This is a genomic window from Methylomonas sp. AM2-LC (assembly GCF_039904985.1).
Lineage (GTDB): Bacteria > Pseudomonadota > Gammaproteobacteria > Methylococcales > Methylomonadaceae > Methylomonas.
Window position 1 is genome coordinate 4921946 of sequence record NZ_CP157005.1, and the last position, 20966, is coordinate 4942911.

The 20966-nt window shown below is 44.2% G+C and carries 15 protein-coding genes; 8 read left to right on the plus strand and 7 right to left on the minus strand.

The features are described 5' to 3' along the window. Nucleotides 1-5: 5 nt before the first annotated feature. From ABH008_RS22135 to ABH008_RS22155, 5 genes are all read right to left on the minus strand, one after another. Nucleotides 6-1901, minus strand: a complete 1896-nt coding sequence (locus ABH008_RS22135) for an arylsulfatase (RefSeq protein WP_347987777.1) — start codon at nucleotides 1899-1901, stop codon at nucleotides 6-8. Between the two features lie 59 nt (nucleotides 1902-1960). Beyond that, nucleotides 1961-2533: a hypothetical protein gene (locus ABH008_RS22140; RefSeq protein ID WP_347987778.1), complete on the minus strand. Its 573-nt coding sequence runs from the start codon at nucleotides 2531-2533 to the stop codon at nucleotides 1961-1963. Nucleotides 2534-2888: 355 nt separating this feature from the next. Then, nucleotides 2889-4286 (minus strand): leucine-rich repeat-containing protein kinase family protein, encoded by a 1398-nt coding sequence (locus ABH008_RS22145; protein WP_347987779.1) that lies wholly within the window; start codon nucleotides 4284-4286, stop codon nucleotides 2889-2891. A gap of 222 nt (nucleotides 4287-4508) precedes the next feature. Then, nucleotides 4509-6662, minus strand: coding sequence for a hypothetical protein (locus ABH008_RS22150; protein WP_347987780.1), 2154 nt, complete (start codon nucleotides 6660-6662; stop codon nucleotides 4509-4511). Nucleotides 6663-6684: 22 nt separating this feature from the next. Further along, nucleotides 6685-7299 carry a hypothetical protein gene (locus tag ABH008_RS22155; RefSeq protein WP_347987781.1) on the minus strand — a complete coding sequence of 205 codons (615 nt, stop codon included), beginning with the start codon at nucleotides 7297-7299 and terminating at the stop codon, nucleotides 6685-6687. Between the two features lie 594 nt (nucleotides 7300-7893). Between ABH008_RS22155 and ABH008_RS22160 the strand changes: the two genes are divergently transcribed. Continuing rightward, the gene (locus ABH008_RS22160) at nucleotides 7894-8601 is read left to right on the plus strand and encodes a hypothetical protein (RefSeq protein WP_347987782.1); all 708 of its coding nucleotides are present in this window, start codon (nucleotides 7894-7896) and stop codon (nucleotides 8599-8601) included. 86 nt (nucleotides 8602-8687) lie between these two features. Here the strand turns inward: ABH008_RS22160 and ABH008_RS22165 are convergent, their stop codons facing one another. Further along, nucleotides 8688-11189, minus strand: a complete 2502-nt coding sequence (locus tag ABH008_RS22165; protein ID WP_347987783.1) for a glycogen/starch/alpha-glucan phosphorylase — start codon at nucleotides 11187-11189, stop codon at nucleotides 8688-8690. 275 nt (nucleotides 11190-11464) lie between these two features. Beyond that, on the minus strand, nucleotides 11465-12196 hold the full coding sequence (locus ABH008_RS22170) for a GntR family transcriptional regulator (protein ID WP_347987784.1): 732 nt from the start codon (nucleotides 12194-12196) through the stop codon (nucleotides 11465-11467). A gap of 182 nt (nucleotides 12197-12378) precedes the next feature. On the opposite strand from ABH008_RS22170, the gene ABH008_RS22175 reads away from it, so the two are divergent. The 7 genes from ABH008_RS22175 (at nucleotide 12379) to ABH008_RS22205 (ending at nucleotide 20857) form a co-directional block, all read left to right on the plus strand. Further along, complete coding sequence (locus tag ABH008_RS22175) at nucleotides 12379-13173, plus strand: ABC transporter ATP-binding protein (protein WP_347987785.1); 795 nt, start codon at nucleotides 12379-12381, stop codon at nucleotides 13171-13173. 35 nt (nucleotides 13174-13208) lie between these two features. Next, nucleotides 13209-14204, plus strand: a complete 996-nt coding sequence (locus ABH008_RS22180) for an ABC transporter substrate-binding protein (protein ID WP_347987786.1) — start codon at nucleotides 13209-13211, stop codon at nucleotides 14202-14204. Nucleotides 14205-14211: 7 nt separating this feature from the next. Continuing rightward, nucleotides 14212-14958, plus strand: a complete 747-nt coding sequence (locus ABH008_RS22185) for an ABC transporter permease (protein WP_347987787.1) — start codon at nucleotides 14212-14214, stop codon at nucleotides 14956-14958. 50 nt (nucleotides 14959-15008) lie between these two features. After that, nucleotides 15009-17381 (plus strand): hypothetical protein, encoded by a 2373-nt coding sequence (locus tag ABH008_RS22190; RefSeq protein WP_347987788.1) that lies wholly within the window; start codon nucleotides 15009-15011, stop codon nucleotides 17379-17381. 281 nt (nucleotides 17382-17662) lie between these two features. After that, nucleotides 17663-18154, plus strand: a complete 492-nt coding sequence (locus tag ABH008_RS22195; RefSeq protein WP_347987789.1) for a hypothetical protein — start codon at nucleotides 17663-17665, stop codon at nucleotides 18152-18154. Between the two features lie 238 nt (nucleotides 18155-18392). Then, nucleotides 18393-20588, plus strand: coding sequence for a bifunctional 23S rRNA (guanine(2069)-N(7))-methyltransferase RlmK/23S rRNA (guanine(2445)-N(2))-methyltransferase RlmL (gene rlmKL, locus ABH008_RS22200; RefSeq protein WP_347987790.1), 2196 nt, complete (start codon nucleotides 18393-18395; stop codon nucleotides 20586-20588). Then, nucleotides 20585-20857: an acylphosphatase gene (locus tag ABH008_RS22205; RefSeq protein WP_347987791.1), complete on the plus strand. Its 273-nt coding sequence runs from the start codon at nucleotides 20585-20587 to the stop codon at nucleotides 20855-20857. The genes rlmKL and ABH008_RS22205 overlap by 4 nt, the downstream gene beginning before the upstream one ends. Nucleotides 20858-20966 lie beyond the last annotated feature (109 nt).

The window sequence follows — 20966 nt, forward strand, 5'->3', positions numbered from 1 at the left end:
ATCCTTTAATAATAGCCCTGAGGTCTAAGGGGTTCAACACCCCCAGTATTGTGCAGATACTGGGTCCAGTCCTGATAAAGTTGATTGACAACAATCGGATTGCTTGCTGAAACATCATTGGTTTCCGCTCGGTCGGTGACAATATTAAACAACTGCCAATGACCATCTAATGGGCCTGCGAAACCTGGTTCTATCCATAACGCTTTCCACTGTCCGCTACGAATATAAGCGCGTCCATACGTTTCTTCACCAACAGGTTCGGTATGAAGAGGACCTGTGCTGGAGCCTACTAATTCACTCAAATAGGATTTACCCGTGATCGGATATACATCACGATTATTGTAGACCACCAAGGGTAGATTATTCACACCCACATTGGTGGATGGGGTACTTGGTTGTGGTATTCCGGCCACTTCCAACAAAGTGGGCGCAGCATCTCTAATATGAATGAAGTCCCGCAAAGTAGGCGCTTGTGTGGTTTGGCCTGGCAAATGCGCGATAGTGGGTGAAGAAGTGCCGCCTTCCGCAGTATAACCTTTGGTTAATCTGAACGGCGTGGCACTAACCTCTGCCCAACGTAAGCCATAATGGATATTGGTATTACCTGAACCTACAGGATTTAGAGCCTGGTCTTTTCCTAAATACTGATAATTATTGTAATTTATGGTGTCTTGCGCAGCAGTAATCGGCCAACCTTCGGCACCGTTATCGGAATGAAACACAATAAAGGTATTGTCGTATTGACCAATATCTTTTAGATGCTGAATCAATAAACCAACATTGTAATCCAGGTTGGAGATCATCCCAGCATAGATTTCCATGTATCTGGCCTGAGTTTGCTTTTGGGCAGGGGTTAGGCTATTCCAAACTGGATCGACATTACCAGGACCATAGTCAACATTTGCGGCACCATTAAACTCGGTATTGGCATTGATATAACTGGCATTAGAAGTACCATTGTTTAATGAAGCAGGTGAAGCTGTGAGAGCGTTTGGCAAAGTCTGGCTGGCTACCGTGTAATCATTCGGAACCAATCCTAACTGCTTTTGCCGTAACAAGCGGCGGTTACGTACAGCATCATAGCCAGCGCTATACCATCCTGAATACTGACTTAGCCAAGGTTCCGGAACTTGTAAGGGCCAATGCGGCGAAGTATAGGTGGCAAAAGCTGCAAACGGTTTGCCGTCTGTAATATTACTATCGATATAGCTAATCAATTTTTGAGTATAGACATTGGTATCATACCAAGGCTGACCATTGGCATCGGTGGCGGGTAAACTAACGTAACTGCCATTTTCTGTATAGGTTTTCTGCGCAGCAGTATCATGACCGAAATGATTGCCAGCCGCTCCACCCAACAAATTAAAAGATTTCTCAAAACCCCATTGGTCTGCCGTCTTGTTGACAGATGAATTGACTAAAGAACCTAAGTGCCATTTGCCGGAAATATAAGTATGATATCCCCCGTCCCTAAGCAATTCGGCAATACTTAAGGCATGATTGTTTAAATAACCTTCATACCCTGGTAGACCTCTACGTTCATCATTGGGCGCGCCCATAGTACCTTCACCTACCAGATGATGATCAGTACCTGAATACAGCATGGAACGAGTAATAGCACATACCGTCGATACATGATGATTGGTCAGTATACGGCCTGTTTTTACCAAGCTATCAATATTCGGGGTACGAATTTCACCACCGAAAGCGCTCAGGTCAGAATAACCTAGATCGTCGGCGACAATATATAGAATATTGGGCTTAGAAACACTCGGCGTATTAGCCTGAGCGATGTGCGGGGTGGTAGAAACACTTAAAGTAGCGATAGCGACAGTGGCGGAAAGTAGAGTTTTCCTAAAGGGTGAATGCCCGCCATGCAGGTTTGCGTTAAGTTTGAACATGGATTGATACCTATTAATTTTTGATTTGTGGTCCGGATTGGAAAAACTTGTGGCAGTATTTAACAGCTAGTCAACTGGAACTTGTTGCGACGCACCGTAGCACCTACACCAACCAATGCAGAGCCAAACAACCAGAATGCCCCAGGCAACGGTACAGCACTGAAATTTGAGACCACAGTGATTGATGATCCATACAATCCATCAAAGGTATTGGCATCAAAACCAAATACATCTCCGGCATTGACATTAAAAGAAGCTATACCTGACTGAGCAGGAATAGACGGATCTTGATTGGGGTCGATTAATTGGGTAAACACACCGTTGACTATATATCCAAAGGCATCGGTACCTGATTGACCCCATAAATCATTGGTGACATAAGACCAGTTGAATGAAACGGTTTCGGCTACACTAGCGGTGGTTGTTAACAAGGTATCGCCCTGTATGCCAGAATTACCGCTAGTCAACGTGATAGAAAGAGGAGCATTGCTAAGATCGACGGACCCGCCAGCATTATCATTCAATACCCAATTAGAGGCTGCAAAATTGCCGCTGAAGTCTGCTGAGGCGCTACCAGATAGGACTAAAGCCAGTAATGAAATCGAACCGACCAAAGCTGTTTTTATATTCATAATATTCCTTTTAATATAATTAGAGGTTTTAATCTGACAAATACCTGAAAATAATTGCCAGTAAATCTAGTCAAGATAAGTTAATGCGCAACTCAATATTCAACGCATAAAAAAAAACGATGATGCACAATTTTGATATTAGGCAATTATCAAGCCAATTTTGCTTTGTTGAATGACGGAGGGTGCCAAGCAAAGCTGGTCGAAACATGTTGGCGTATAAACACATTCTGTTGAACAACTGTTTATTTTGAAGCAGCCTGCGATTGAGACTCTGAAGATATTAGCAGGCTAGTTTGCCCGTGGCGGTTAGCCTGAAACGTAGGGTCAAGCTTTGACTTTTGCTAGTGCATCAAGTTTAGTCTTGCATGGGAATTAATTTGGTCTCTACGATCTCTAATCGTTCATGCATTTCCCTTGAATTTACACGTCTTAGAACATCGCTTAAAAGACTATCGATAGCAGCAAAGAAGGGTCGTTGTTCACTTTCTTCGCATAAGCAAGCTGTTTTCAATTCGTTTAGCAAGGAAAACACATCGTAATCTTCAGGGTGGAAACTGCACCGATCCATTAGCTCCTCCAACAGGCAGCCAAAAGCTCTTACTTCCATCCGCTGGAGCCCATTGGCTATACCACTAGAGTCTGTGGTGTAAAATGAGGCTGCGCCAAAATCGCCAATCAGCGCCCTGCCCTGATCGCAGTGCAGAATATTATGGCCGTAGAGATCCCCATGCATGATGCCTAGGTTATGCAAGTGCCGCGCGACTGAAGAAATGTTTCGTGCTATCAGTAGTAGCGTCGGTAAATCAAAGCAGGTATCCAAGGGGTAAATATCTCTAGTACAAGAATCTAAACTAGGCGGTCCAGCCAAATTTTTAAATTCTGATTCGATCAATTCCATCACCAAACCGCTGGTTCCTGAGGGGTGGTCGCTCACTTTTCCAATAACATTAATTAGATTCGGATGTTTTCCAGCACTAATAGAGGCAGCCATTTCACAATAGGGCAGGCCATCGCTAGTCACCGCACCTTTAAATAACTTAACTGCAACGGGGTAATGATCTTGGTGGTAATAACGATAGTTTGCACGATAAATGGTGCCAGACGCTCCTTCACCTAATATATTTTCAAGTTCTAGAGTGTTCCAACCAATATCGTCGATTGAAGTTGCTGTTAAGGCTCTGCTTTCCAATGCTGCACCCAATGGATTTCCAGAATAAGCCAGCCATGATAATCGAGGTAGAGAAAATAACCAGGTGGGTAATTCGGTGAGTTGATTTGCTGCGATGCGCAGTAATTCAAGACGTTTACAATTAGCCAATGACTCTGGTAATGTCTGAAGTTTATTACCTGCCAGCATCAGTTTTTGCAATTGGTTACGGTGTCCAATTTCGGCAGGCAGTTCTTCTATCTCGTTATCTGTCAGGATTAACCAGCGTAGTTTTTTAGGTAGTGCCTTGGCCGATACCTTACAAATGCGGTTGGCTTTGAAGCCAACCATACTCAATTCTGGACAGCGACCCAATACTTCAGGTAACTCTGTAAACTCGTTGTTAGAGCAAAAGATGACGCGCAGTTTGCTAAGTTTAGCAATGTCCTCAGGTAGGTTTGAAAGAGAGTTGCCAGATAGATCGAGAATTTCCAGTGTAGCTGCTAGATCGAAAATCTCTTCTGGAAAACTTTTCAAGCCACAGCATAGAGTAAGACGCTGAATGCCGGCTAGCTGACCGGAGCGAAGCTGGTCGATTGTTTGCATGATATAGGCTTACGAAAATGGTTTGTATCAATGTATCTAAGCTTACATCAATAATAACAGCAGAAGCAAATAAGGAATGGACACTATTCTGATTATAGTGTTTGCATACTTTCGCTGAAAAATAGCCTTGCAAACTTAATCACTTTACTTGGCAGATTAAAAACGGGCAGCAACCCAATTAATTGATGTTGCCGCCCGCGATTGCCGACCAAATGGACGGAATTAAGGACAGTTAGCGTTCGCTATCAAATTGTTGGCTTGATTAACCAATGAAGTTGCAACTGTTGAATCGACAGGTATTCCGAAGAATTCTGCGTTTTCCAATGCGGAAATCATCTGAGAAGCCAGATTGTTACGGGTTTGTACCCAAGTACTGATTTTTGCTTCACAACTGCTATAAGTTGTATCGCTGGCGTCGTGGCCTTTTAGTGCCACTGTTGATGCCGCTAGAGTTTTTAGGCCCAGACTACCAACGGGTGCATTGATTTGTTTATAGGCTTGCGCAAGCTGAGTAAACGCATTACGGTTTGTAGACGCTAAAGATGAAGGTAAAACACTATCATTCAGGATTTCTATCATTACTCGACCATCGTGCTGATATGTATCAGTCAAACCTACCAAGTTAAGTAGTGTAGGACGGATGTCGGTATGGTCGGTCCAGGTTGTAGTGTCACGCACACCGTTGCTAATATTTACGCCCGGACCTACCAAGCCTAGCCAAGTAGTGGTTATCTCTGGTTGGTAGCCACCGTGGTTGTAGGCAAATCCAGATTGAATATTGACGCAATCTGTATAGTTGCTTTCGGTACAAACTGCTGTACCTGAGGCAGACGCGAAATAATCACCTTTCAGGAAAGTTACAAAGTTAGGCGTTCTAGCACTATCCGAGGTAATCATGTGGATCATGCTCATTCCAGCTTGGTCAGCAATATAATCAACCATATTCTCTGTAATACCCTTGTAAGGGTTATACGTTGTTAGGTCAGCTACATCGCGTTCCAATTGGCGTGTGGATGCGGCGTTTTGTGCAGGATTGTTTGTAAGATAGAAAGTAGGAGCCAAATCACTGTGAACCGAGAATGGGGTGGTATTGCCTTTTTCGGTGTTGAGCAAACGGCTTAAATTGACATTGACTTCGCCTACAGTGGCTACATTACGGGTTGTCGCACTGTTTGGAGTGTGGTTATACACGCAAGGTGTAGTTATACCGTCACAACCTGCTGGGCTTGGGGTAAGAGTTTCGGCAACATGATCCTGCTCATCGGTTGTTACGATAAACAAGGTATTGCTTGCATCAATACCGTCTGCTGCCAATCGGGAAAAAAACTTACCGAATGCAGTGTCATTGGTTTTTAGAGCCGCAACATAGCCAGCTTCTCCAGTGCCGTAAGCACAGGTTGCCGTTGAGCTGATCACGTTACAAGGAGCGCTGCCAGCTACATGATTGTCATGCGCATCGGAAATGTAAGAATAAACCACAGGAATGCCGCTTTCCAGCATTTTGGCAACGTAGCCCAAAGTATTTGAAGCGCTCATACCGTCGAAACCAGGAAAACCGTTGTTACCCTTACCATCATTGATAGCAACACCGTCCAAATTCAGTAACGGTGAGGAAGGCGAAATGGTTGCAGCAACATATTTATGACCAAACAACGCTTTATAACCAGCATAACCATCCATTTCGGAACGCAGTTTGTCGGCTTTTGCATTAGTATTGTTACATAAAGCACTGTTGAATCCGCAGTGAACACCGATACCTACAAAGTCAGCTTGTGCTAATGCACTATTACTGGCTGCCTCAATGGCTTCTGGCGATGTGGCACCAAATACGGTGGTAATATCCGAAGTGGTGTTTTCCAAAATGGTATTGGCAACCGATACTTGACCTACATCACAGCCAGCGCGGGTAAAAGGTACCCAAGGAGCTGGAGCAACTTTGCCGTTTTGGCCGACCATGATGGGCGAACTATTTGGTTCTGCACTCGGGTCTGTCCAGTAAGAAAATGAGCTTGAAAACCCAATTGAGCCGTTGGTTTTGAAATAGCCGTAAGAGTTTGAAATCGGTTGGCCGTGTTTGTCACCATAGATGCCGGTCAAACTGGTGATAATGTTGTTAGCAGTATGAGAAATCAATGGTGTATGGTGGTTGGCCAGCAAAGTCCCTTGATTTTGCAGAAAGTTCAATAAATTCGGCATTTGTTCCAGATCGGAAGGAATATTGGGTCTGTCACGTTCCAGATGTACGTTATCAAATTGGATATAGACGACGTGTTTAACGTTACCGCCCAAATTACAGGCTGCGTTAGCATGCGATGTGATTATGCTTAAAACAGCGGAAGCGATTGCGGCTTTGAGAATAGAACTATATTTGTTCATGCAAAGTATCTCCAAAAAGGAATTAGGCACGGGTAAGTGTGTTCTTGCGGCTGCTAAAGCTCAGAAAGAAAGCCAGTGCAGAGCTAAATAACAGAGCTGCACCAGGAACTGGAACAGCCCTAGTCAGCGTAAAAGATGTTGGATCCAAAGCAATTTGTGAAACATCGGTTTGCAATGCAGTGAGAATAACTTTACCTTGCGTCCAATCTGTATTGCTGGCTAATGCGGTCAGATCAGTCGTGCTTAATGTATACGACCAAGAAACATCGTTTGATGCGGAATTGGCTGCGCAAGTTGCATCGCAAGTGGCAACGGCAATACCATCGATAAACAGATTTACCGGCGCAGTGCTGCTACCAATTATATTACTACCAAAGTTTCCGCTAAATGTACCAGCGCTAATCATTTGATTGCTGGTTAGGTTTAAGTCGTATTCGCCAATTGTCACCAACGAGAAAGGCGCGCTGGTAGGTGCATTGAAATAACTCAAGCCATCGGTCGATTGGTTGCTAGAACTTAAAAGGGTATTAATGTTACCGCTAATGATGGACGCTTGTGTCACACCCGAGAGCAGTAGCAATGAGAAGCCTATAACGGTTCGCTTCATTGAAGCACGTGGTCTTTGAAACTGTTGCATTGCAAATCTCCGTTTTTTAATTCTAATATCGAAAAAATGCGCACTTGTTTTGTATCACAAAAACGTGCGAGAGCATGAGGGGCTAGCGGTAAGGCAACAGAAACCAGTCTCTATTCAGTGCAGTGCCGCCTATTGGTTTATTCCCCAAAGTCAAGGCCGGATTTTCAATCGCAAAACAGATCGTGCGTAGTAAGCCTTAATAAAATGTGACGTAAGGCACAGTTAAAATAGCTGAAATTTGTTACAGATTTCGCTCGGAGAGGTTACAGGGCCGTTAAAACTGTATTTTTGATTTGGAATCCGTTCTTGTTAAGAACAAAAAATAGCACTCATCCCTGCGGATAGACTGGGTGGTTTACGAATAACCAAGGAATTAAATATCAATTTCGTTGAAATGACGGCCTCATAAATATTAGATAAAAATCCTTTTTTACAGCGATAATAGTATGAAGAGCTGTCTACCTAGGGTAATATTGTAAAATTTAACCCTAATATTTTGGCTAAGGAATAAATGAAAAAAATATTTAAAAATCGTTGATCGCCTGTGTGGTGTTCTCGATTACTTTATCCGATTAAGACGACTAACTTCCTAATATGAAATTCAACGATACAGGTACCCTAATAAATTGGCAATTAGATGATATTAATATCGTCGAGCCACTGCATGGCAAAGAAGATGGTGGCTCACGTGGCGGTGTCTATCTTTGTATACCCAATTTTGAGGCGTTAACTCCACCCTTTAGTATTAAACACGGTGAATATAGGATAACTGCTTGCGATAATAAGCTGCCACACCAAAAAAGCCTTTCAGCGTCTGCAGAAAATAACTGGGGAAGTGTTGATGTTATTACCGATTGGGAAGAAATTGAAGAACTAAATAGCAAAATACTTAAAGTAACTACAACCATTCGTGCTAAATCAGAGGTGGCATTGGTTCGTCCAGGATTTCATCCCTATTTTTCGATTACGGAAAATAGTTTTATTGATATTGGTACACAGCGGATAGATGTAGCAACATTGCCTCATGATAGCATGCAAAGTTATAGCGCCACCTCTTTATCGGAAGCAGCCAAACTCACAACAGCTCTTTATACCGTAACCGTAAATTGCGATATTTCACCAATCTCTGAAAATCTCTGTATTGTATTTGGTGTATGGAGTGATAAAAAACATGAGTATATTTGCATAGAACCGGTTATTGGAAACCAACCCACTGATGACGGTTTGCCGACGCCTTTAACACTGATTAGGGGTGAAGAACTGGTATTGGCGTTTACGATACAAGCGAATAGAGTAGATTAGTTAACCAGTCATGATGGCACTGGGTAAGTTTGTTTAGTCCAGATGGTTGTTTAGATTGGGCAACTAATGATCAGTTTTGATAAAAACTAAACACGATGGGATTTTTGGCTCATGCTGATAGGAGCTGTTTTCCAAATGTCTTCGCAATATTCTCTGATAGCCCGATCTGAAGAAAATTTTCCCATCCTTGCTACATTAAGGATAGACATGCGACTCCAGTCTTCACAGTCGGTAAACTTCAAATTAACATTTTGCTGACAGGAAGCATAGCTGACAAAATCAGCACAGATTAAGTAGGGATCGTGATTCCAGATATTATTCAGAAATGGGGCAAACAAATCCTTATCGCCATGCGAAAACAGACCCGACGACAATAGATAAAGTGCTTCACGAAGAGAGGGTGTCTGTTCGATAAGATCTCTACTTCGGTAACCATTTGCTAGTAAAGCCTGCACTTGATCAACACTGAGACCAAACAGAAAAAAGTTTTCAGCGCCAACAGCTTCTCTAATCTCCACATTAGCTCCGTCGAGTGTGCCAATAGTGAGTGCGCCATTCATGGCAAACTTCATATTACCAGTGCCAGAGGCTTCCATGCCTGCAGTTGATATTTGCTCAGACAGATCCGCAGCAGGATATAGTCGCTGTCCCAATTTAACATTCATATTTGGCACAAATACTACTTTAAGTCGCTCATTTATCTGTGGATCTCGATTAATCACTTCCGCGACTGAATTGATTAATTTAATGATCAACTTGGCCATATGATAGCTTGGCGCAGCTTTACCGCTAAAGATAAATGTACGCGGAGCCATTTCCATGTGTGGATTTTGCTTGAGCTGATTATAGAGATTAATAATCTGCAGCACGTTAAGGTGTTGACGCTTGTATTCGTGGATGCGTTTTGCTTGTACATCAAAAAGACTATCGGGATCGACTGCAATTCCGGTAATTTGTAAAATATAATCTGATAGATTGGCTTTGGCTGCTCGTTTGACTTTTCGCCAGCTCAAGCGAAAGCTGGCATCGTCAGAGTGAGGCTCCAAGTTGCGTAATTGCTCCAGATCCCGCAGCCAGCCAGGACCTATGCTTGAATTAATTAAATGCGTGAGAGAGGGGTTGGCCAAGGCAATAAAGCGACGCGGGGTAACACCATTGGTTTTGTTGTTGAACTTTTCTGGCCATACTTTATAAAAGTCCTGAAGCACTGTTTTTTTCAACAGGTCTGTGTGTAATGCAGCAACACCGTTGATTGCAAAACTGCCAACACAAGCCAGATTAGCCATGCGAACGCGTTTTTCACCTGTTTCATCAATTAGAGAAATACGGCTCAGACGTTCATTGTCATCCTGGAAATGCCAACGCATTTCATCCATAAATCGTGCATTGATGTTGTAAATAATATCTAGGTGCCTAGGCAAAATGCGTTGAAATAACGGTAATGACCAAGTTTCTAAAGCTTCGGGCAGTAAAGTATGATTTGTATAAGCAAATGTGCGTCTAGTTAAGCTCCAGGCTGACTCCCAATCGACTTGGTGTTCGTCCACCAATAGCCGCATTAGCTCTGGTATGGCAATAGCAGGATGAGTATCGTTAAGTTGTGCAACAAATTTATTTGCAAAGTCGGTAATTTTCCCTTGTTCGCGCAAAGTCATCTGAATCATGTCTTGCAATGAACAGGAAACGAAAAAATATTGCTGCCTAAGACGAAGCTCTTTGCCGATCTCTGGTTCATCGTTAGGATAGAGTACTTTGCTAATATTTTCAGCGACGACATTGTCGCTAACTGCCCGCTGGTAGTCGCCCTGGCTAAATGCAAGCAGATCGAAAGGCTCTCGCGCTTCGGATTTCCAGAGTCTAAGCAGGTTTGCATTGGAAACACCATAACCCAGAATAGGCGTATCGTAAGCTAGACCATAAATACAAGTTGAAGGATTCCAGCGAACTTGTGATTGATTTGTCTCATCGGTGTTGGATTCGAGATAGCCATCCATTTTGACAGGATAGCGGATTTGTCGATTTGGGAGTTCCCAGGGATTGCCATTACGTAGCCAAGCATCTGCAATTTCAATTTGCCAGCCATCACGAATTTCCTGATCGAAGATGCCATATTCGTAACGGATACCATAACCTATAGCAGGAATCTCAAGAGTCGCTAGTGAATCCATGTAGCAAGCAGCTAAACGTCCTAGCCCACCATTACCCAAACCTGGTTCCAATTCGGATTCTAAGATGATATCCAAATCCAACCCAAGATTTAGCAGTGCCTCTCGAGTATGATCCATGGTATTTCCCCAGGCATCCAAATTAAGAATGTTGTTACCTAAATGGGGCCCCAATAAAAACTCTGCTGATAAGTAAGCCACGGTTCTAGCATTTGATTGCCGATAACGCTCGGTTGACGAGACAAATCTAGCCAATAGCCGATCACGAATAGTGTAGGCCAAGGCGGTATAATGATCTACAGGTGAGGCATCCTCAAGGGTTCTGCCAACCACATAAAATAGATTGTCTAAGAAGGAACGTTGGATTGCATCTACAGATCGTGCGATACGAATGCTCAGTGCTTGTTCTGCGTTATCAAACATAAATATTATCTCTTTGGATTGTTTTTTATGGAAAACCGTTAGATAACAAACTCAATTAAAAACAAAGCCTTATGTTTTTCTGCATATTTGTTTAAAAAATATCAGTCATCTGTTAGATTTGGTCTACACAGGGGTTAAAGCTAAAACTGTTTATCGTTCAGCATGTACAACCTATACCCTCGACATTAAAGTTTTATGACAGTACAACAGAACAAGATTTTTATATTGACTAAGCTAAACAGATCGATCCATTTCTGCCTTACATAACAGTTCAGTTATGCATCTTTTCCAAATATGCCACTCAACACAAACGTATAGCGCTCAGGCCGAATATAGAAAGTCGAGCGATCACAGCATGCTCCTGTGGAAAAGTAAGAGCTTCGTTCCAATACTAACAGCGCTGCACCTCGTTTAACCCCCAATGTCTCGGCCAATACCTTGTTGGCTTGTTGGGCACGAATTCCTAAGTTTGCACGAGCAACTCTGAGTCCTGTAATCGATTCCAGGACTGCATACGCAGGGCGTTGCTCTTCTGCTTTCCAGTCGACTATTTCTAATTCAGCGGGCAGATAGCTATGACCTAATGCCACTGGTTCGTTATCCACTAAATGTAGTCTTTGTAGTACAAAGCAGTTCTCCGCTCCAACAAATACATCATGCAATGCTTTCGGCAAGCTTAGTAATTTGCCGTCAATAAACTGCATAGTTGGTTGCAAACCCTGCAATTTAAGAGCCTCATGGAAGCTTCGAAAGGTATCTAGTCCGTGCCTAATCTGTTTTCCGGCTATGTAAGTGCCCTTGCCCTGTTTTCGTTCAACAACACCTTCCTCGGTTAGTTTGGATAACGCGAGTCGCACAGTTACCCTGCTAACTGCATAACGAATTCCCAATTCGGTTTCTGAGGGTAATTTACCGGATGAATCGTAATAACCTAATCTGATTTCTTCCCGCAATCGACTAGCTATCTGTTCATAAAGAGAGGTGATGCTTTCGCGAACCAGAGACATGGATGATTTTTCTACATAAATGATAAGGCTTAGCAAATTTTAACACAGCAAAGCGGGTACAGATTTCACTGCGCCTATGCCAATGTTCGATAAACTTATCTGAATATGTTGTTTTGATATACTTGTATTAACTTGTATTATTAAAACAACTCAATATTTTGGCCGTTTTGATAATATCTGTGATGCCTCAACAATTAAAACTCCAGCGCCCCGCAGCACGGCTAGTGGCCAATTGCATCGACTTTAGCTATCCAAATGGACATGCTGTTTTCAAAAACTTTGCTTTGGACGCCAATCCGGGTGAGTTCATTGCTCTACTTGGTCCATCTGGCTGCGGTAAAACCACACTACTTAATTTATTGTCTGGTTTTCAGAAACCGATCCATGGCGAAATACACATTAACAATAAGCAGGTCAGCCCCGAACAGCCAGAGCTAGGTTATGTGTTCCAGTCGCCGCAACTCTTTCCGTGGTTAACGGCATTAGAAAATGTCCGTTTCGGTTTGCGTATGGAAAAACGGCTGAGTGTTAGAGAGCAACGCGATAAGGCGCATTGTTATCTGAAACTAGTTGGTTTGGAAGATGCTGCCGAAAAACTCCCCTATCAGCTGTCAGGAGGCATGCAGCAACGTATTTCTTTGGCACGAACCCTGGTTTTAGAGCCTAGCTTATTGCTGATGGATGAACCATTCGCCGCATTGGATGCGATCACCCGTAACGCGATGAACGAAGAAATTTTGCGACTTTGGTCGGCATTGGGACAGACAGTGTTGTTCATCACTCACGATATCGACGAAGCCGTTTTTCTGGCTGACCGCGTTATTGTTCTAAATCTCGCGCCCAGCGGCATCCATAGCCAGCTCGAAATAGACCTGCCGCGTCCGCGTAGTAACCTGGAAACCCGCCAGTTACCGCACTTTTTGGAATACCGAAATGAACTAATGCGGCGCATATCTGATGTCATACAGGCCGATTGATTGACATAATTTTTATAACTAACCGGAGTTACATCATGCTTAAGCGTTGTATCGCTACTATTTCATTGTCGTTAACCGCTCTGGCCAGTATCCATTGCCAGGCTGCAGAACAACCTTTGCGTATTGGTTATGTTTTTGCTATGGCGAACGCACCCGCCTTGATTGCCGATAAACAAGGCTTCTATAAACAGGAAGGTCTGAATGTCGATATCAAGGCGCTCGGCGATGGACCGATCATTCAACAAGCAGTTGCTGCTGGCGAACTCGATATCGCCTATGTCGGTACGCCTCCTGTTTATCAGTGGTACTCGCGTGGATTGGAAAGCCGTATTTTAGCCAAAGTTAATTATGGTCAAGCAGCAGTGATTGCCAATGCGAATGGTCTAATAAATAAGGTTACCGATCTTAAAGGCAAGAAGCTAGCAGGTGTTAAAAAAGGCAGTGGTATGGATGTTCTTTTGCGCGGTTTTGTGTTGAAAGAACATGCGCAGCTTGATCCAGAGCAGGATTTGTCAATTATTGATATGCCGCCAGGTAACATGGATGCCGCGCTAGAGCGCAACATCGTGGATGCTGCGTTTACCTGGGAACCTTTCGTTAGTCAGTCGGTATTGCGTGGTACAAGCAAGCTAGTGCTGGATGTAAACCAGGTAATGCCCAACTATCCGTGGTATGTAATCACCGCTTTGCCTAAAATATTGAAAGAGCGGCCAGAGGATGTTGTAAAACTGTTGCGTGCGCATCGCAAAGCTATCGCCTTTCTCAATGAGCATCCTGAAGAATCTAATCGCATTATAGCTGAGGCATTCCAACTTCAAGCACTGCAATCAGCGGATGGTAAAAGCATTTTACCTGAGCAAATTGTCGCTGAAGCACGTAAGCGCCTGGGTTGGTCTGCAGAATTACAGGAATCGGATCTCCAGTTTATACAACGTTTAATGGACTACTCTAGAGACCTTGGTTTCATGAATAGCTCGCCCAGTCTAGAGCAGCTAGTGGATACCTCTTACCTGGAAAAGGCAGCGCGTTAGGCTAATTATGAATGTACCAAAACCCAATTGGGGATGGGCCTCCCTGCCTTTTTTACTATTGCTATGGATTGCGCTTGCCAGTCGGTATCCAAGCTACATCCTGCCGCAACCTTGGGATGTGGCGCATGAAGCATGGCATTGGCTGCGCAATGGCTCTCTTTGGAAACAATTCAAGGTTAGTCTGATGGAAGAGTTGGGTGGCTTCGTGACAGCGGTTGTCGTCGCCTTGCTAGCTGGAACTGCTGGTGGTCTCTCTAGCCGCTTTCGTGATTTTACCGCTCCGCTTAACAGCCTATTCATGGCAATACCGCCAATAGCTTGGGCACCATTAACGATGATCATTTTTGGTTTGGGTTATTTCTCCATCATGCTGGTTATCTTCATCGCGGCAATGTTTCCAATGGCCGTTACGATCCAAGAGGGTGTGCAGGGTATTCGTGGCGGAGAAGTCCATACCGCTCGAACCCTCGGCGCTAATCAACACCAGCTTTTGGCGTATGTTTACTTACCGGCATCCCTACCTTTCGTTACTGCTGCGCTACGTATAGGTTTCAGTCAGGCTTGGCGAGCCTTGGTTGCAGCCGAAATGATCGGCGCTACTCAAGGTATCGGCTGGATGGTATCCATGGGAGGGCAGATCGGTAACAGCAGCCAGGTGCTGCTGGGTATTGTTCTGATCGGCTTGATTGCCTGGCTGATGGAAAGCCTTGTGTTTCGCCACCTTGAGCAACACTACCAAAAATGGCGAGTTTGATCTCGCTCAGAATTAGTATTTTCAGCGGACAACCGTTAAAGAGGTATATTTTGAATAATATTTTCGACCCACGCGATGCAGGTTACTACATAGCACCCCAAGGACTCTACGAGCGCAACAAGGCCCGACCGTTTCTTGGTAGTATCAACTGTTACCGACGCGAACTGATTGCCGGAGAATGGACAGAAATATCGTTGGTCTACGAAGTGGGCGCTAGCGGTCTGGCTGATGGTGCTTGGTTGAAACTGGCCTTTAAGTTCTATTCGGACTGGGCGCTGTTCCAGACAACGGACCCGACCGGAGCAAATTTCGTCAGTGCCGAATACCAAGCTGGCGATTTGGTTCCAGGCCAAAGCGCAGCCACCGTGCAGCATCTTAAGGTACGCTTTGATCAGAAAGGCCATGAACGGCCGTTCCAGAAAGCCATTATTGTTGATATTATCGACGGTTACTTGAACCCAGGCGATCGCATCATTCTGCGCCTCGGTGATCGCCGCCAAGGTGGCAAAGGTACGCGGATACAAACTTTTGTTGAAAGGGATTTTCGCTTTCGCTTGTTCATTGATCCGCTGGGTAGTTCCAAGTTCGCCGAAGTGCCGGGTGATGTATTGCTGAACATAGAGCCTGGCCTGCCATCTACGCTACAGATTATTGCTCCTCGGTTGGTTACTGATCAAGAGCCCTTTGATGTTTTAGTGCGCATAGACGATGCCTGGGGTAACACTTGCCGTAACCATCCGCTACTTGTGTTACTGACTCTTCATAGTCCGCAAGGCACAATACACTTTGCACAGGATACCATGCTGGCAGCCGACGGTTGGGCGATTGCACGAATAAAAGGGCTAAGTTTGGATATCATCGGCGAATGGGCGTTGTCTGCGCGAGTCGAAGCTCCTTTTGTTAGGGCGGCGCAAACTTTTGTCACTGTCGACCCTGTAAAGGGCGCGTTACGACCGCTGTATGCCGATCTGCATGTACACTCCGATGATACCGTAGGAACCAACGACACACTCTACAATTTAAGCTACGGCCGAGATGTGGCTGGACTTGACGTGCTGGGCTACACTGCCAATGACTTCAATATCACCGAATCTCGCTGGGAAAAAGCTGTCGAATTGATTAATCAACTCAACGAACCGGATCGTTTCGTTTGTTATCCAGGCACCGAATGGTGTGGCAACTCCTGCGCCGGTGGCGATCGTAACGTGATTTTTCTACGCGATGAAAAGCCTCAATTTCCTTTTGATAATCAGGGGCGTATGGTTCGCTCTTTCGAATGGAACGAGTTTACTGCAGGCACTATCAAGCCCGGCACTTGGCCGGTGGACGAACTTTATGCTGCCTACGCGAACGACCCCGATGGTCATCTGATGATGCCACATGTGGGCGGTCGTCGCTGTAATTTAGACTGGCATCATCCCGAACTCGAACGTCTCGTCGAAGTTAGTTCAGCTTGGGGGCAGTTCCATTGGGTCTACGCAGAAGCCTTGCAACGCGGTTATAGGGTCGGTGCAGCGGCGAACAGCGATGAGCATCAAGGTCGTTGTGGTGGTGGGGTGCCCGCCACCGCAGTATTTGGCTCGCGGGGCGGATTAACAGGCGTACTTGCCGAGAGTTTTGATCGTGCCGGTGTCGGTCGCGCCTTACGTGCTCGACACACTTTTGCAACCACGGGCGAACGGACATTTGCCAGCCTTAGCCAGGGTAATCATTTAATGGGAGATGTGTTTAGCGCTGATCTGGAACTGCCATTGGAATATCGGCTGCTAGGCGATGCTGGCTGGGAACAAGTCGAACTTTACGACGGCGAGCGACTGATTTGGTCGCGTGATTTACATCAGGAACTCGGCTTTGCAGAAGGCAAGATTCGTCTGCGTCTGGGTGGGGCGCGAATCAAAGATCGCTACCGCGGTGCTTATTGGAACAGTGAAATTCGTATCATCGGTGCAGTCATTCAAGGTTTTCGTGCTTATGGGTTCGACCATCCTGAACAGACCGTTTGGCGTAAGAATGCGACTACCTTGGCTTTACGCACTGAAACCAGCGGTGACATTGACAGCCTTGAGATCGATCTATCGAGCTTGGCGGGAGCCGAAATCCAAGTATACACGCGCATCGACAGTTATATTAAAGTTGGCGATCCCCGCGAGCCGCAGTCTTATGTGCATGCACCCGAAGCGGCTTTTACTTTATCAGGTGATACCTTGCTTGCTCAATCGCGTTTTGTCAGGGAATTGCCGGGGGCTGAGCTTAAGATATCGCTTGAGCGACTTCCTGCAAGCGATTTACCTCGCGAGTTAACTGGACAGATTGACCTGGCCGCTCTCGGTCTAGAAAGTGGGCGAGAACATCCATTATTTCTCAGTGCCCGTCAGCGTGATCAAGCAAGAATCTGGACCTCTGCATTGTTTTTAAACGTTTAAGGCAATAATCATGTGACTTCAGTTACCAGTTATTGAAGAACCAGTAGTCAGTTTAATTTTTTGGATAAGTCCGCAAAGAAAGTGCATTGAGTAAGCATTTTAGGCAAAACAATTGCAAAACTTAAAATTCTGAAACTTTTGTTTGTACGGTATCTTTTGTTGTAAATAATTGTGATATTGATCTCATTTTTAGTTTTTATTGTTTTTCTAAAGATTAGAGATTACTCTATTACTTGAGTCAATATCAATTCTTATTTAACGTTTTATTTGGAGACAATCGTATGAACAAATTCAATCTTATTAACTTTATAAAAGCCACTACTTTAAGTATCGTTGCGTTTTCGTTTGGAACTGGAAGTGCAATAGGAGCTACCCCAGCCCCAAAACCAGTGTTGGTTGCAAATAGCGAAGATCAAAATCCGTTTGCCATCCGTTTAGATATGGTTATTAACTCAGGATTTTCCTCTTCAACTTTTTCGGTACCGGCCGGGCAACGACTCGTTATAGACTATATATCCGCCGATGCAGGTATAAGCTCTACTTCCAAAAGTGTTTTGTTTGATGTTGCAACAATAGTGGGTGGACATGAAGTTGAGGCTCATCTACCGATGACAACAGTTGGACAATTATTAGGCCAGACCGTTTTAGCGGTGAGCAGTCCAGTAAAGATCTTTGCAGATCCAGGCTCTACCGTTACTATCGCAATTTTGTCCGATTCTACCAGTGGTGGATTAATCGTCGGCGTTTTTGGACATTTGGTACCAGTTAATTGATACGCTATTGAATACAGTATTACAAAGCCATCAAAATAGGTGGCTTTTTTAAAATTAACAGTGTTCACGATAATTTTCACCAATATCAAAACCCAGCTAAATAAATCTGCACAAAATACGGGCAAGATTTAGTCTTAACAGGATTATAGCTAACCCATTTTTTTGTTGACGCAAAAAAACGACAACAATCTGTCTGTTCGGGTATGCTTACATCCCCAAAAATCATACCATTAACCTCATGACACTTTATCAGTTGTTTGCCACTACGCCCAAAGCTATGGAAGGCATACTTGCCGCAGAGATAGAAGCCCTCGGTGGGCAAAATGTGCAACAGAAAATGGCTGGTGTGGCCTTTCAAGGCGATTTGGAAATGGCTTATCGGGCTTGTTTGTGGTCGCGAACAGCCAATCGTATTCTTTTGTTGCTGAATAGTTTTACGGTGACATCCCAGCAGGATTTATATGATGGCGTGCAAAAAATTGACTGGTCTGAACATTTAGACCCCGATGGCAGTCTGGCAGTATCGTTTAGTTCCAAAAATAATCCAGCCATTAATAATACGCATTTTGGTGCTTTAAAGGTTAAAGATGCCATAGTCGATCAACTGCGGGCAAAGTTTGATAAACGTCCTAATATCGATACCGAGCGCCCCAGCATACGTGTCAATGTATATCTGCACAATGAAACTGCACAATTGAGTTTGGATTTATCCGGCGAGAGTTTACATAAACGTGGCATGCGCGAAGTGAGTATTGCTGCGCCCATTAAAGAAAATCTGGCTGCTGCCATTTTACTCCGCTGCGGATGGCCGAAACTGGCTGAGCAAGGTGCCACTCTACTCGATCCCATGTGTGGTTCCGGTACCTTACTGCTGGAAGGTGCTATGTTGGCGGCCGATTTTGCGCCAGGTCTGTTACGCGAGTATTTTGGCTTTCTGGGCTGGAAGCAACATCAACCGGATGTTTGGCTGGCAATAGTGGCCAACGCACAGCAACGTCGCGAAATTGGTATACAAAAAATGCCAGTGATCGTTGGTTTTGATCAAGATAGAGCCAGTGTTGCAGTTGCTTTACAACATATTGCAAATGCAGGCTTGCAAGGCAAAATTCATGTGGAAAAGCGGGAAATAGCCGCGAGTGCTCCCGCAGAAAGTTGGGCTAAGGGTTTATTGGTGTGTAATCCACCTTATGGCGAACGTCTGGGAGATGAAGCCGAAACCGCTGATTTGTATCGCCGTTTTGGGGAAACCTTAAAACAGCGTTTTGTCGGTTGGCAAGCAGCGATGATTATCAGCAATCCAGAATTGGGTTTTCGCTTGGGAGTGAGATCCCAGAAGCCAATCACCTTATTTAATGGTGCCCTAGAGTGCAAATTATTACGCTTTGATATTCAGGAAAAAGCCTTTTTTGAACCTAAAGCCAAATCACAACAAGAACGTATCGAGCAGATAAGCCGCCGTAGTCAAGAAACTGAAACAGAAGTACAGGCAGAAATGTTTGCTAATCGCTTGCGTAAAAATATTAAAAAGCTGGCGAAATGGGCCAAACAAAATCAAGTTGATTGTTATCGGCTCTATGATGCAGATTTACCCGAATATGCGGTAGCTGTTGATGTGTATCATGGCGATCAAACTTGGGTGAATGTACAAGAGTACGAATCACCCAAAACCATCGATCCTCTAAAAGCCAATCAACGTTTAACAGCTGTAATGGTGGAAATACCCAAAGTACTGGATATTGCCAGTTCACAAGTGTTTTTAAAAATTCGGCGTAAACAGAAAAATACCGACCAATACGAAAAACAAGCCGAAACCGGGCATTTTCATGTTGTTACTGAAGGCGGGTGTCGATTCTGGGTTAATTTTGAAGACTATCTAGATACCGGATTGTTTTTAGATCATCGCCCCATTCGACTGCTTATTCAACAGCAATCGCAAGGAAAACGCTTCCTCAATTTGTTTGCTTATACGGGTACAGCCAGTGTTCATGCGGTTAAAGGTGGGGCAATTTCCAGCTTAACAGTTGATATGTCCAATACCTATTTGGATTGGGCTAAACGAAATTTTGATTTGAATGCCATCAGTGGTGATCATAAATTGCTACGCGCCAATTGCCTGCAATGGTTAGCTGAACAGGCAAGCATGCCAGTAAAAGCTCAATTTGATATTATTTTTCTTGATCCACCTACGTTTTCCAACTCCAAGAAAATGGAAGAAGCTTTTGATATACAGACCGACCATGTGCAGTTACTGAAAAACGCGGCAAGCTTATTAACAGATGGCGGCGTATTGTATTTCTCTACTAATTTTAGACGGTTTAAATTAGATGTTGAAGCACTGGCAGAATGGAAAATTGAAAATATCAGTGCGTCCACAATAGGTGAGGATTTTTCCCGTGATGCCAAAATACATTATTGCTGGCGAATCATGCGATGAAAATCAGCTTACTTATCAAAGTGCAAGGTCGAGTGCAAGGTGTGGCTTTTCGAGCGCACACCCAAAAACAGGCTAAACAATTAGGTGTGATGGGGTATGTTAAAAATCTTGCCAGTGGTGAAGTGGAAATTGTGGCACAAGGTAATCATATTGAAGTGCAACAATTGGTAACCTGGTGTCGGCAGGGACCCATGCTAGCAGAGGTTAAACAGGTATTGGTTAACGATTATAATGAGCCTGATATATATCAAGATTTTGAGATACTCTAGCCTGATGATAACCACATCAGCAAGCTAAAACTAAGTTATGAAGAATTTCCATGCCAAATAAGATTACAATAGTAGGAATTTATTGTTAAGACGTTTGGCAACAAACAAT

Excerpts from the sequence above, each read along its gene's own strand:
- ABH008_RS22135 (WP_347987777.1), bottom strand. The coding sequence starts at position 1,901 with ATGTTCAAACTTAACGCAAACCTGCATGGCGGGCATTCACCCTTTAGG.
- ABH008_RS22140 (WP_347987778.1), bottom strand. The coding sequence starts at position 2,533 with ATGAATATAAAAACAGCTTTGGTCGGTTCGATTTCATTACTGGCTTTA.
- ABH008_RS22145 (WP_347987779.1), bottom strand. The coding sequence starts at position 4,286 with ATGCAAACAATCGACCAGCTTCGCTCCGGTCAGCTAGCCGGCATTCAG.
- ABH008_RS22150 (WP_347987780.1), bottom strand. The coding sequence starts at position 6,662 with ATGAACAAATATAGTTCTATTCTCAAAGCCGCAATCGCTTCCGCTGTT.
- ABH008_RS22155 (WP_347987781.1), bottom strand. The coding sequence starts at position 7,299 with ATGCAACAGTTTCAAAGACCACGTGCTTCAATGAAGCGAACCGTTATA.
- ABH008_RS22160 (WP_347987782.1), top strand. The coding sequence starts at position 7,894 with ATGAAATTCAACGATACAGGTACCCTAATAAATTGGCAATTAGATGAT.
- ABH008_RS22165 (WP_347987783.1), bottom strand. The coding sequence starts at position 11,189 with ATGTTTGATAACGCAGAACAAGCACTGAGCATTCGTATCGCACGATCT.
- ABH008_RS22170 (WP_347987784.1), bottom strand. The coding sequence starts at position 12,196 with ATGTCTCTGGTTCGCGAAAGCATCACCTCTCTTTATGAACAGATAGCT.
- ABH008_RS22175 (WP_347987785.1), top strand. The coding sequence starts at position 12,379 with ATGCCTCAACAATTAAAACTCCAGCGCCCCGCAGCACGGCTAGTGGCC.
- ABH008_RS22180 (WP_347987786.1), top strand. The coding sequence starts at position 13,209 with ATGCTTAAGCGTTGTATCGCTACTATTTCATTGTCGTTAACCGCTCTG.
- ABH008_RS22185 (WP_347987787.1), top strand. The coding sequence starts at position 14,212 with ATGAATGTACCAAAACCCAATTGGGGATGGGCCTCCCTGCCTTTTTTA.
- ABH008_RS22195 (WP_347987789.1), top strand. The coding sequence starts at position 17,663 with ATGAACAAATTCAATCTTATTAACTTTATAAAAGCCACTACTTTAAGT.
- rlmKL (WP_347987790.1), top strand. The coding sequence starts at position 18,393 with ATGACACTTTATCAGTTGTTTGCCACTACGCCCAAAGCTATGGAAGGC.
- ABH008_RS22205 (WP_347987791.1), top strand. The coding sequence starts at position 20,585 with ATGAAAATCAGCTTACTTATCAAAGTGCAAGGTCGAGTGCAAGGTGTG.